The sequence below is a fragment of the Hallella seregens ATCC 51272 genome (genome assembly GCF_000518545.1).
GTDB lineage: Bacteria > Bacteroidota > Bacteroidia > Bacteroidales > Bacteroidaceae > Prevotella > Prevotella seregens.
In genome coordinates this window covers 149,762-163,191 of record NZ_KI912451.1, presented here as the reverse complement: position 1 = coordinate 163,191, position 13,430 = coordinate 149,762, and the positions used below count along the sequence as shown (strand labels likewise).

Here is a 13,430-nt window from a genome sequence, read left to right as displayed (position 1 = left end):
ATGAGGAAACAACTATTCTCAATCATGCTCTGCATGAGCGCCATGGGCGGCTTTGCAGCCTTTGCCACGCCCGCAATGGCCTCTGTGGCACAGGCCCCGACCATCAAAGTGAGCGGCCAGGTTGTGGACGACCAGGGCGAACCGCTCGTGGGAGCCACCATCAAAGTAAAGGGCACCAAGGACGGAACCGTGACCGACCTGGACGGAAAGTTCCAGCTCGACGCCCCGGCCAACGGCACGCTCGTAGTGAGCTACGTGGGCTACAAGGATGCGGAAGTAGCTGTACGCGGCCGTGCCATCATCGAACAGATCGAGCTCTCGGCGGACAACAACGTGCTCGACCAGGTCGTAGTGGTAGGCTACGGAACGCAGAAAAAGGCCGATCTCACCGGCTCCGTCTCGATTGTCAACGCCGAAGAGATGAAGAAGGCCTCCAACTCCAACATCTCTACCATGCTCGAAGGCAGGGTGCCGGGCGTGCAGATCACCACTGACGGCCAGCCGGGCGCCGACCCGACAGTGCGCATTCGCGGCATCGCCTCGTTCCGCGACACGGCCCCGCTCTACGTCGTCGACGGCGTGCCGATGGGTACCACCATCCGCGACTTCTCGCCCAACGACATCGCTACCATCCAGATTCTGAAAGATGCAGCCGCCGGTGCCATCTACGGTTCGCGCGCAGGCAACGGCGTTATCATCATCACCACCAAGAACGGACGGAAAGACCAGCCGCTCAAGGTGGACTATTCGGGCTATTTCGGCGTGGACAACATCTCGCGTGGAGTCTACGACGTGATGGACGCCAACCAGTACAGCCAGTACATCGGACAGGCCACGGCCAACTCCAACACGCCGCTGCCCGGCGGCTACAGCCTTGACGCCGCGACCCAGCGATACCGCTTCATGGACAACACCAACACCGATTGGTTCGACGAAGTGTTCAAGACGGGCGTGCGACAGAACCACAACGTAAACCTGAGCGGCGGCGGAGCCCACAACACATTCAACGTTGCCCTCGACTACTTCAAGCAGAAAGGCACCCTCGAAGGGGCCGGGCCCAACTACGAACGCTATACTGCACGCGTGAACAACACGATGGAAACGAAGTTCGTGAAGTTCCGCACCTCGCTGGTCTACTCCCACTCCTCGCAGGACGGCATGGGCCTCTCCAACGCGTCGGAATACGTGCAAGGCCTCTACGGCGACGTGACCAACGTGCTGCGCGGCACGCTCCTCATGCAGCCCACCATCCGTGCCTATGACAACTCCACGTGGGTGCTCGACGACCGCGTGGGCCTGGCCAGCGGCTATAACTACGACGCTTACGGCTACGGCGTGTACTACGACAACATCCACGGCGACATCTCGGCCTCCAATCCACTGCTGGTGAACAACCTGTTGCAGCGCAACACGCGCGTGGACCGCTTCGTGGGCACGGGGTCGGCAGACGTGGATCTCTTCAAAATGGCGGGGCTCGACAGCAAGAACCACAGCCTGACCTACCGCCTCAACCTGTCTTACAGCATGACCCACGCCAAGGATCGCACCTGGATCTCGGCCTGGGCGCAGAGCAACCGCGTGTATCTGGACAAGAGCAACGAGCGCCTTACCAAAGCGAGCCGCGACTATACCGACGCCCTCATTGAGAACACGCTGACCTATGACGGCCATATTGGCAAGCACAATATCAACTTCGTGCTGGGCCAAACCTATGAGGAAGAGCACACAGACCTGCTTACCGGCTGGGGCATCAACCTGTACGAGCCCTACTTCCTGCAGGTGCAACACAGTGCCAAGCGCGACGCCGAGTCCTACGAATACGTGCACACGCTGACCTCTTTTATCGGTCGTCTCAACTACAACTACGACGAGAAGTATCTCTTCTCGGCCATCATCCGCCGCGACGGCAGCTCCCGCCTGTCCAAGAAAAAGCGTTGGGACACGTTCCCCTCGGTGTCGTTGGGCTGGCGTTTCGACAAGGAAAAGTTCTTCCCCATCAGCCACGACGTGGTGAATATGTTCAAGTTGAGGGCCAGTTATGGCGTGCTGGGCAACGAGAACATCGGCGAATACCAGTACCAAGCCACCATGGTGCGCAACAATATGACCTACAGCTTCGGCAACACGCCCGTCACCGGCTCGGCCGTGTCGACGTTTGTCAACGACAATATCAAGTGGGAAAAGCGCAAGACCACCAACGTGGGCCTCGACCTGGCCATGTTCAACAACCGGCTGGAGTTCACTGCCGAGTGGTACAAGAACCGCTCGGAAGACCTGCTCTACGGTGTGCCTGTGCCCGAGCAGGCCGGTGTTTCCAACACCACGGTCATCATGAACGCCGCCACCATGGAGAACAGTGGCTTCGAGTTCTCGGCCACCTACCGCAACCGCGACCATGCGCTGAAGTATGAATTGAGCGCCAATCTGAGCACGTTGAAGAACAAAGTGGTGTCGCTCGGCTTCGGTACAGAGTCTTACATCACCGGCTCTTATGCCACCTATGTGGGGCAGGAGATCGGCCAGTTCTACGGCTGGGTGTATGAGGGCATCGCCCGCACGAAAGACGACCTGGCCAACCACGCCACCCAGCAAGGGGCCAACGTGGGCGACTGCCTCTACAAGGACGTGAGCGGCCCCGACGGCACACCCGACGGAAAAATAGACGAACACGACCAGGTGGTGCTGGGCAGCGGTCTGCCCAAGGTGAACTTCGGCCTCAACGCACACCTCGAATACAAGAACTTCGACCTGAGCATCGCCACCTACGGCGCACTCAACTATCATGTATCAGACGACATCTACAACAGCCTGAACTCCTGCTACGGCTGGGGCAACAAGGACGTGGCCGTGCTGGATGCCAACCGCTGGTCGGAGGACGGGCAGACCTATCTGTCGAATGTGCCGCGCACCTATGCCACCAACAACGCCACACTGGCCTGGAACGACCTCTTCAGCTCGCGCAAGATTCAGAACGCCGCCTATTGGAAGATAGCCAACATCGAACTAGGCTACAACTTCCCGGACAAGTGGTTCGGCGGCATCGTCTCCGGCGTGCGCGCCTACGTGTCGGCCCAGAACCTCTACACCTTCACCGGCTACCATGGCTACAATGTGGACTATGCCGGCGGAACGTTCACCCCGGGCTATAACTTCTGCTCCTTCCCCAGTGCACGCAGCTTCATGTGCGGGCTCCACTTCACATTCTAATCCCTGTATGCACAACCCTAACACGAGAACCATTTAATCAGAATCACACGATATGAAACTATCTCATATATCCCTTGCCCTGCTGATGGGCCTCGGCACGCTGACATCGTGCAATGACAAGCTGGAACTGGTAAACCCCAACCAGCAGACCACGGGTACTTTCGGCTTCAACGCCAACGACCTGGAGGAGAGCGTTGTGGCCGCTTACAACCACATTCGCATGGAGGGTTCCTATGCCCGCGTGGGCTACACCATCGACGTGTGCCGCGGCGACGAGGCCTGGAACTCCTCGCAGGTGTGGTACCTTCCGTTCGACGACCTCAATGCGGCAGTCACCAGCGACATCACGTGGTGGCCCTGGCGAGAGTGGTACTACACCATCAACGTGTGCAACTTTGCCATCTCACGTTGCGGCACCAACAATGCCACACTCTCGCAGGACATGAAGCGCATCAAGGGTCAGGTGCTCTTCCTCCGCGCCCTGGCCTATTACAACCTCGCGGGCTACTACCAGAACCCGCCGCTTATCACCGACTATGCCAGCTATTCCACCCTCGACGGGCTGTATGGAAAGAACAACACTTACGACGAAGTGCTCGACCAAGTGGAGAAGGATTTCCAGGAAGCCATGACGCTTCTGCCCGCCCGAACCGAGGGCGGCGAGTGGGCCAAGGGGCGCGCCACGAGCGGTGCCGCTGCCGGCTATTATGCCCGCACGCTCATGCAGCGCCACAAGTACAGCGAGGCGCTGGCCGTGCTCAAGGACATCATCGGCAAGAAATACGGCTCCTACAAGCTCATGGCCAACTACGGTGACAACTTCCGAGAGGGCCCGCAATACGAGAACAACGACGAGAGTCTCTTCGAGGTGCAGTTCCTCGACAAGGACGCTCAGGGCACCGACGACGAGTGGACACCCGTCAACACCAGTCCCAATGCCACGCAGGGGTCGGCCATCGAGAGTAACTTCGCCCCGGGCCGTTACGGCGGCTGGGCCGACATCTCTGCCTCGCCCTGGCTCTACCAGCTCTTCAAGCAGGAGCGCACCACGGCCGGCAAGCTCGACCCGCGCCTCTATTGGACCATCGGAACTTACGAAGCCGACTGGGAAGGCTTCGAGTATGGCAACATGGGCTACAGGCAAGCCATGACTGCAACAGACACCGTGGTGACCAACAACTCTAACGGCGGACTGCCCATCGCCAAGTTTACCAACCTGCGCACCGGGCTCTACGACAAGGTGGTCACTGGTCTGCACGACGGTATCAACCTACGCATGATGCGCTATGCAGACGTGTTGCTGCGTGCCGCAGAGTGCGAGAACGAAATCAACGGCCCCACCCAACAGGCCATCGACTGGATCAACGAGGTGCGCCGCCGGGCCGGACTGGCCGACCTGAAGCTGGCCGACTTCCCCACAGCCGACAAGTTGTTCGAGCAGATTGCCAACGTGGAGCGGCCCAAGGAGTTCGGATGTGAGTTCGGCCGCGGCTTCGACCTCATCCGCTGGGGATTCTTCTACAGTGCCGACCGGCTGCAGCAACTCAAGGAACACGGCACCTTCCGCCGCTCGCTGCGTCAGGCCAAAGAGCCCGTCAGCTATGCCGACATTGCCAAGGATTCCGAGTTGAAGTGCTCATACGACACCTATGTGCAGGGCCACGAGTTCTTGCCCATCGTTCAGACACTGACCAACAAGAATCCTAACCTCAAGGGCAACTCGGCCAACGAGAGCACAGACAACGCAGCCTACTTCCAGCAGAACGGCTGGACGGTGCGCCCCGTGGTCAGCCTCGGCAAGTAGACGGCAACTTACACCTTATTATATAACATCTTTAGATTAGCAAAATACAGATATGAGACATCTCCATCATATAGCATCCGTCCTCGGTACAGCGGCCCTCGGGCTGCTGGCTCTGACGGGTTGCGAGGGCGGCGACCTGTACAACGTGAACGCCCCCGACTGGATTTCACAGAAGATAGACTCCATCAACAAGTCGAAACAAAACGTTGAAGAACCGCTCGTCGGCATGCAGGAGGACGTGTATTCCTTCGGCGCCGCCGACTTTACTTCGGGCTGGTGGCAAAGTTTCTCCAAGTACTACGTTGTGCCCGACGGAACCAAGTGGAACGCTGTGTTCAATCTAAGCATCAATCCCAACGACGATACGTACTACAAGAACTTTGCCCTCATCGTGACCAACGATGTCGAACGCGGGGCCACCGACTACAGCGAGTACGGCGCCATACGCTTCGATGCCACGGGCGACTCGACCAAATACAACTCGCAGTGGGGCAAATACCTTTACTTCAAGTACACCAACAGCACGCTGTTGCTCTCGCCAGATGCCAACAACAAGGATGCCAACGTGCAGAAACTCGGCGGCAAAGTGACGCTCACCGTAGACCGTTCGCGCACTGATTCTTTCGTCGTCAAGATGACAAACGGGGCTGTAACCAAGACTTACACCCAGCCCTACAAGCTGCCCAACCTCAATGCCGATGCCGCCAACACGAACATTCGCTGCTTCATCTGCGTGGAAGGCTCGCACATCGACTTCCTGCAGACGAACGTCGTACCCGTGGGCGGCCTCACCTCGGCCCAGGACAAGGCTCCGGTGTCGATGTTGCTACAGAACGTTCCCGACGAAGTAGACCAAGGCACTACGCTCGCAGATGCTATGGCCAACGTATCAGCCGTGGTGACTTACGAGGAAGGAGTGACCAAGACCATACCGGCATCGGAACTCTATTTCTCGGCTATTCCCGACATCACCAACCTGGGAGAGAAGAACCTTGTGGCCATCTACAATAAGACTTTCAAGGGTGAAAACGCCGCCACGCCCATTGTGGCCAATGCAAAATTCAACGTCGTGGCCAAGATTCAGTCCATCAAAGTGACGCAGAATCCCACCCGCACCCACTACTATTATTACGACTCGCCGGCCACCAGCGACCAGGACCGCACACTGACTTTCGACCCCACGGGGCTGGAAGTGACCGCCACCTACGACAATGGAACCAGTAGCGTAGTGAACAATGCCAAGCTCTCGTTCTCGCCCGTGCCCGCCACACCCGGCACGCACGCCGTGACTGTCACCACCAAAAACGGCAAAACAGCCACGGTGGACGTGACCGTGGCCGAGTCGAAAATGACTGCCGCCACCCCCACACCAGCCATTTTGGGCGCCGAGGATAACTCGTCGGCATGGTGGTCGGCCCATACCGACAACGTGCAAGTGCCCGCAGGTGAGACCTATGCTTTCTCTTTCACCAACTATAGCAGCCTAAAAGGCAACTGGAACAACTTTGTTGTGGTGCTGCGTAGCAGCGACAACGCCACAGAGTATGCCGTATTGCGCTCCGACAACTATGGCTGGGGCAACGGCTACGCCGCCTGCAGCCACAACGGTACGCAGGGCGAATGGGCCACATGGCTGGCTGCAATGAACGGGGCCAAGGTCACCGTCTACGTCACCAACTGCAACAACGGCACAGCAGACGTGCAGGCTATCATGGCCGGTACCGACGGAAACACCTACACGCAGTACTATCTCGGCGTGAATACAGTCGATCCAGGCAACCTTAACGTGGCTTTCACCATCGATGCCTGCCACTTGGTGTTTGGGACAGCCGGTGCCAAACGGCATCCCGTTCGCCGTCGCTGATCCCTCTTTCCACGAATCATTTCGCCCTCTACAAAGCCAATCGGGGAAGCCGCCATACGGCGGCTTCCCCGATTTTTTCATGAGGACATGCGGCTGTCATTGGATACCGGCAGCTCGTCCTTCAGTCATCCCAGCTGCAAGTGGACCAGCGTTTGGCTCCCATGTCACTGCCATCGCCGTCGCCGCCATACTGGGGCACCGCCTCTTCACCCGTATTGGTAAGACCCGTTTCCTTGTCCGTAGTCATCGTATTCGGGGATCCGGCAGCCAAGTAAGGCTCTGCATTGACGATAATGGGGGTTGTTTCAGGAACAATATATCTTCTTTTCATCTTCTTTATGTTTCTTTCCGTTTGTCAGATTACTTCACAATGACCTTGCGGCCGTCTACAATATAAATGCCCTTGGGCAAGCTGCCGAGCGGCCTGTCATGGCCGGCCACCCGCTGTCCCTGCAGGTTATAGAGGCCGGAGCGGCCGAACTGCCGATCACATCCTCTATGCCAGTGGCTTCATCGGTCAGCGACCCACTGTCATCGCCGTCCACATCACGCCACACCATCGCCCTGGCATGGATGGGAGAGCCAAGCTCGTTGCTCAAATATGAGCGGAATCCCTTGATAGAGGCGCCTCCATCCTTGACAAGTCGCTTCAGCAAGCCGGCCGTGGAGAGGTAGTAGGAGTAGTTGGGCACGGTTCCCTTAGCGAAAGTTCCACGGAAAGTGATGCCTTCGGAACTCATGCCTTCAGTCGGGGCGGCAACATCGCTCTCTAAAGAAACATGCTCGAACTTCAGCTCACTGATGTCCTTGGTGGGCCGGATGAAATAGGGGTGCCCGGCAACAATCATGTGATAGACGTGCTGGTCGAAGTTGATGACCATGTTTTCGGCATCGCTCTTGTCTATGTTATTAAAGGTGATGATCCGTGCATCGTCGCCGAAAGTCTCCCTGAACTTTGTGTCGCTCACCGCAAACGGCAGACAAATGGGGGCCCATGTGTTGGCGGCCAGCGAGCGACCGACCAGCGTCACGTTGACATTCTCGCGGTCAGCAGCCGGGGCGGCATAGGCTGCAACGCCGTCGTTCAGCGTCACATGCCCGGGATTAGTGGTGTAAATACCCGTCGTGTTGCCGGCATCATAGACATAATTGGTGGGAATAAAGGCGAAACCACAGAAGCCCAACTTCGATCCGTTCTGGAAAACATAGTAGCTTTTGCCGGCTTTCACATGGAGGGCATAGCGCACGTAGGCCTTGCTCACGAGCGTGTAGCCGCCATTACTCAGGCGGATAACCACCTCGGTGGTACCGGCATTCTTGCCTTTCCAGCCTGCTGTAAGGGCTGCACGGTCGGCAGTGTTCGAGAACTTCGAGTCCCAGACGAATGCCAAGTCACCCGTCTGACCGGTCAATCCGGCGATGGCGGCATCGTTCATCCGGCACCGATAGTACCCCTCGGTGTATCGTCCCCTATGGCTTACGTTAGGATTTCCGGCATTCTCAGCCAGTCCGCCCACGGCAGTCCAGTTGTTGTCGAGGTCTTCATTTCTGCCCGTTTCATCGGTAATGAACAGCGGTCGATACTTCAAAGCCAAGGAAGAAGAGGCTCCTGCCGTCTCGTCCTCGTCGTAGTCGCAGGCTCCATTCTGGAGCACATAGACCATGAGCGTACCGCTTTCTTCGGGCTCAAAGCGCAAGTAGGCGCCTCGACAGGGCAGATTGACAAACGTATGAGTGGCATCAGCGTCTGTGGCATAGCCCACAACGTCCTCATCGGTGGCGTTCTGCGTGCCTTGTGTCTGGTAACGGAAGCCGTCGAGCGGGTAGCCCACGAGATCCTCTTTCGAGGTTTTCCACGAGTCGATCAGCGATTCGACACTCTTCACAGTACCGTCATCATTGTGGCTCAACTTGGTATAGGGGCCGACACCGTCCTTCCATCCACCCACGGTCATGAACATTCGGGTGGGAATGTTGGTGGTGGTCAACCGATCGCCTACGGAGAGCTGCTGGCCGTCGGCCATGACATAGGTGGGGATGGCTCCCACGGTCACCGTGTAGGCGGGCGTTCGATACACCCCGGCGACGGTGGCCGAGTTGACAGTGGCCGTCACGATCTCGCTGCCGATACTCACCGGTGTCACCACGCCGCTCTCGGCTTGGACGGTGGCATGGCCGTTGGAGGTGATGGAATAAGAGACCGTACTCTGCCTCTCGGCGGTGAGTTTAGGCAGCGTGCCCACGTATCCGTTCATGAAGACCGTGGCCTTTTCAATGGGAGTGATGTCGCTGCGCTGATAGATGAAAGCGGGCAGGAAGTTGAGTCCATGGAGTCTCAGTCCCTCGTTGCCGGCTCCGTCGCCTTCGTTGTAGAGGCAATAGGTGCCTCCAGCCAGCAGCGGATGCTCAAAAGTATGCTCTCCACTGACTGCCATGGCGGGCATAAAGTTCTCGGTATAGAGCGTGCCGCCGGCTGTCTTGCCTACAAGCACCACCTTGTTGTTGGCCGCCACGTTGGCGTCAATGGTGAGGAAACCGTTGGTTATGGGGCGCAAAGTGAAGTATGTGCCCTTGGTGGGGAAGCCGTCGGCATCCTTGTTGCTCACCGGGCCGTCGGCCACCACGAGCCGTCCGTTGTCTTCATAGGCCCTCCATCCGTCCTCGCCGTTCGTGCCGAACATCATTTTCAGTCCGGGTACGCCATTGATACCGTAGCCGCCGGGCACGGTGCCCGCTCCCGTAATCCGCATCTTACCCATGTCCTTGTCCGACGGACTGGCCGTCTTTACTATCTCATAGGCAAACCTTCCCGTGGCATCCACCACGTTGATGACATAGGTAGTGGAGCAGGTCTCATAGCCATCCGTGGGTACTTTGCCCGTTGCCGTCACGGTGACGGTGACCTTGCCGGGACGGGTGCCCTTGGTAATGGCGCCGGTCTGGGCATCTACTTGAATACCCGTGCCGTCGGGATCGCTCACCGTATAGGTAAGATTATAGTGCGGAGTCACATCGCCGAGGATGCTGTTTGTGGCTGTGACCACGGGCTGAACAGGCTGATCACCCACATACACCGTCTGCTCGGCGGGCGTAGCCGTCAGCGTGGCGGGAATGGTTTTGGTCACATCAAACGTGATGGGAATGTCCTCAGAAATGTCCCAACTCACGTGGTTCCAAGGTACAATAAAGATATGAGCATTGAACGAGCCCTCTTGCAGATACTTGATTTTCCAGACCTTGTCGGTGCCATAGCCCTCTGTGGTCTTGAAGATAATCCACCGCTTACCCTCGTCATCGGTGTAGCGGGTCTTCAGTTCTTCGTGGGGAAATCCGTCCAGCGTCAGTTCCACCTTGCCCGACTCCTCCTCGGGAAAGGCCACAAAATAGTCCATATTTCCGTAGTCCACGTAGGTTACCTCCTTCGTGTCCTTGTCGGTGAACTTGCCACGCACCTTGAACTGGTCGGTGAACACATAGGAATAGCCGGCCGGAATCCTTGTCTCGGATGGCGAAGGAGTCACTTCTACCTGCAAGGCGCGCCTGAGCACGTGCAGGGTGTAGCTGGCATCGGCCGGATTTGCATACAAGCCATTGTTTGCGGTGGCCGACGAAACCATGATGATGTCGCCGGGAATGCCGTTAAGCTGATAGCTTCGCTGCGGGTTGTAATAGTTCGTAGCCTTGGCATATTCGTCGTTGGCAAACCAGTCAAGCCAATATTTTGTGTCCCGTTCCAACGGCCTCACATAGGTGTACGACACTTTCTCGGCGCTCTGCCCACCTTTATATAATAAGGTGAACTGCGAGGTCACATCGTTGCCATAGGCATCGTAGACCACAGGAACCTGCTGATTGAGCTCCGCCGCATTCTGCGTGCGGTACACCGTCTCCTCCGCATGGAGGAACACCATGTGCGTGGCAATCTTTCCGTTCACCTGCTCCACTGCCACCGTCACATCCTGCGTCACGGCATCAAAAGTGGCGGCATACTCCGTCTTCGGGGCGATTGTATAGTGGATGGTGGCCGTACCGGCACTCACACCGGTAATGGTTTTGTTGGCGGCATCATAGGCAATGTAGCTGTTGCCGTCGATGGTATAAGTGGTGATAGCGTTTGCAGGGTCGGTGACATGCACCTGTCCCTCGGCGTCGGTATAGGTCAGGACGAATGCCGGGGCCGCTACGGTCTGTCCCACGGCCACGCCCATGTGGGGCTTCGGCGAGACAGAGACGGTGGGTGAAACCTTGGGAACGGCAATGATGTAGTACGCATTGCCGGCATTGTACTGCCCGGCATAGGCTGCAACAGGAGTCGCGGTCACGGCAATGCGCACGGAACCGGCCTTGTCGCCTATCTTCACACTGCCGTAGAGGCGTGTAATGGTGGTGCCAGTCACGGGATCCTCGGTGATTTGCTTGCCGTCCTTGTCGGTCTTTCCCGTGGTGCCGTCGGGCTGGAGGCCCTGGCCGTCTACGAAATAATTGATTTGAAAACGATTGGTGATGTCGGCATTTGTTACAGGATCCTTGACGATCACCGAGGGGGCTACGAACTTGTACTGGCCGGGCTGGGCGGCGAATGCCGTCTGGCTGAGTGTCACGACAGGAGTGGCCTTGGACAACTGGGCGGAGCCTTGAATCTCATTGAACATGTTGACGGCCTTGCCTTGCAACGCTATGGGCAGAAAGACCGACAGCAATAACAGACGCCACGTCCGTGGAGTCACTCGAAAAGAATTGCTTACACGCATTTTGTGATTTAAATTTGATTTGTCGATTACGTCTGATTACAGACCTTAGATCGCTCTTACATTTTGTTGGCGCGCAAAGGTACACTGTTTATCCATAGACTGATAAACAGGAGAAATATTTTAAGAATCGTTAGTAACGAAAGCCGAAAAATTAATCTTTATTTGCCAATTTGTACAAAAATATAACATGGCAATCCCCAAAACAACTGTTTGCGGGGGACACAAAAGCATGGGGCAACCCGTCCCCAAGCATTCAAGAACACCGGGGCCGCCGGAAAGGCAAGGAGCCGTGCTCCTTAATAGGCGTGCTCGTCGTGCACGAAGAAAGACTTGACGGTTCTGAAGATAATCCTGATGTCGAGCCAGAAACTCCAGTTCTCCACATACCAGATGTCGCGGCGCACGCGCTCTTCCATCTGCCACAGCTCCGAGGTCTCGCCGCGGAATCCCGTCACTTGGGCCCAGCCTGTGATGCCGGGCTTGGCAAAATGGCGCACCATGTACTTGTCAATGAGCCGGCCGTAGAGCTCGGTGTGGTGCAGCATGTGCGGCCGTGGGCCCACAATGCTCATGTCACCCTTGAGCACATTGAAGAATTGGGGCAGCTCATCGATATTGGTTTTGCGCATGAAGTTGCCGAAAGGGAACTTCCGCGGGTCGTCCTTGGTGGCCTGAACGTTGTCGGAATCCTTGTTCACGTGCATGGAGCGGAACTTGTAGCAGTCGAAGGTGTTGCCGTCCAAGCCCGTGCGTCCCTGCCTGAAGAAAATGGGACCGGGACTCTGCAGCTTGATGATGAGCCCCACAATGAGGATGACAGGCAGCAGAAAGATGCACACCACGAGGCTGAAACACAGGTCAAACGTCCGCTTGATGAACCGGTTCATCGGTTTGGTGAGCGGTTCCTCGCGGTTGGTGAACACCGTGTAATTGCCAAACTGCTGCATGGAAAGGTTCATCTCATAGTCCTCAAAGATGCGCGGCACATAGAAGAAACGCACGACGCTCTTGTCGCACGACCGCACGATGCGCATCACTTCTTTCTCTTCCTCGTGGGGCACACTGCAGAATATCTCGTTGACCCCCGGATCCAGCAACGGGTCGGCATCCCATCGGTCGAGCAGTGCATTGAGGTCCTCGATGGTGCCCAGATACTTCAGTCCCGCCGGCGGATTCTTCATTTCGTGGTGAGCATAGTAGCCCTTGACGCGGTAGCCCATGGAGGTTGTCATCGTGAGATCCCGGTACAGACGGGCCAGCGAGAGGTCGTGGCCCACGAAGAGCACGCTCTGTGTGTTGCGCCCCATCTTGCGCAGACACCTTAATGCCCAACGCTCAATGATGCGCGAGACCATGAAAACGACGTAAGACGTGGTACCGAAGACCACCAGAAAGGGGAAGAGCGTCTCGCCGTCCGACAGGAAGCGAACCATCAGAAACATCAGCACCACCTGCGTACCCACCAGTTTCAAGGTGTTGCCGGCAATGTTGGCCACGGTCACCAGCCGCCGCTGTACGATGGTATGGAAGAAGTATTCGGCAATGAGCATGGTGAAATTCACCACCAGCAGCGACTGTCGGGTATAGACATCGAAATAAGGCGGCACCCTGTCTGTGAATATAAAGACAAAGCCCAGGAAGAGAACGTTCAGTAAAATGAAGTCGAAGATAAAGACAGCAGCCCGTACATAGTCGTTGCCACCCGAAGTCTTCCGAAGCGTAATTCCCCCTGTCTCGTTATTCTTTTTCATACCGTGTTTCGTCATTTGTATTTGCATCATGTTTTCATAGTACCTCATCTGCC

The 13,430-nt window shown here is 57.0% G+C and carries 6 protein-coding genes; 3 read left to right on the top strand and 3 right to left on the bottom strand.

The features are described from left to right. Genes L888_RS0111735 through L888_RS0111725 form a run of 3 tightly spaced genes read left to right on the top strand, consistent with a single transcriptional unit; the run spans position 1 to position 6,875 of the window. Positions 1-3,207, top strand: coding sequence for a SusC/RagA family TonB-linked outer membrane protein (locus L888_RS0111735; protein WP_027953022.1), 3,207 nt, complete (start codon positions 1-3; stop codon positions 3,205-3,207). 52 nt (positions 3,208-3,259) lie between these two features. Next, entirely contained in the window at positions 3,260-5,011 is a 1,752-nt protein-coding gene (locus L888_RS0111730) for a RagB/SusD family nutrient uptake outer membrane protein (RefSeq protein WP_027953021.1), read from the top strand. A 52-nt stretch (positions 5,012-5,063) separates the two neighbouring features. After that, complete coding sequence (locus L888_RS0111725; protein ID WP_027953020.1) at positions 5,064-6,875, top strand: bacterial Ig-like domain-containing protein; 1,812 nt, start codon at positions 5,064-5,066, stop codon at positions 6,873-6,875. 121 nt (positions 6,876-6,996) lie between these two features. On the opposite strand, the gene L888_RS0111720 is transcribed toward L888_RS0111725, so the two are convergent. The 3 genes from L888_RS0111720 to L888_RS0111710 form a co-directional block, all read right to left on the bottom strand. Then, complete coding sequence (locus tag L888_RS0111720) at positions 6,997-7,206, bottom strand: hypothetical protein (RefSeq protein WP_005845560.1); 210 nt, start codon at positions 7,204-7,206, stop codon at positions 6,997-6,999. A gap of 55 nt (positions 7,207-7,261) precedes the next feature. Then, the gene (locus L888_RS13740; protein ID WP_245594877.1) at positions 7,262-11,527 is read right to left on the bottom strand and encodes a hypothetical protein; all 4,266 of its coding nucleotides are present in this window, start codon (positions 11,525-11,527) and stop codon (positions 7,262-7,264) included. A gap of 395 nt (positions 11,528-11,922) precedes the next feature. Beyond that, positions 11,923-13,377 carry an undecaprenyl-phosphate glucose phosphotransferase gene (locus L888_RS0111710; RefSeq protein WP_044249355.1) on the bottom strand — a complete coding sequence of 485 codons (1,455 nt, stop codon included), beginning with the start codon at positions 13,375-13,377 and terminating at the stop codon, positions 11,923-11,925. Between the last annotated feature and the right edge of the window lie 53 nt (positions 13,378-13,430).

Bases quoted from the DNA above. Each gene is read 5' to 3' on its own strand.
- L888_RS0111735 (WP_027953022.1), top strand. From the start codon at position 1: ATGAGGAAACAACTATTCTCAATCATGCTCTGCATGAGCGCCATGGGC.
- L888_RS0111725 (WP_027953020.1), top strand. From the start codon at position 5,064: ATGAGACATCTCCATCATATAGCATCCGTCCTCGGTACAGCGGCCCTC.
- L888_RS0111710 (WP_044249355.1), bottom strand. From the start codon at position 13,377: ATGAAAAAGAATAACGAGACAGGGGGAATTACGCTTCGGAAGACTTCG.
- L888_RS13740 (WP_245594877.1), bottom strand. From the start codon at position 11,527: ATGTTCAATGAGATTCAAGGCTCCGCCCAGTTGTCCAAGGCCACTCCT.
- L888_RS0111730 (WP_027953021.1), top strand. From the start codon at position 3,260: ATGAAACTATCTCATATATCCCTTGCCCTGCTGATGGGCCTCGGCACG.
- L888_RS0111720 (WP_005845560.1), bottom strand. From the start codon at position 7,206: ATGAAAAGAAGATATATTGTTCCTGAAACAACCCCCATTATCGTCAAT.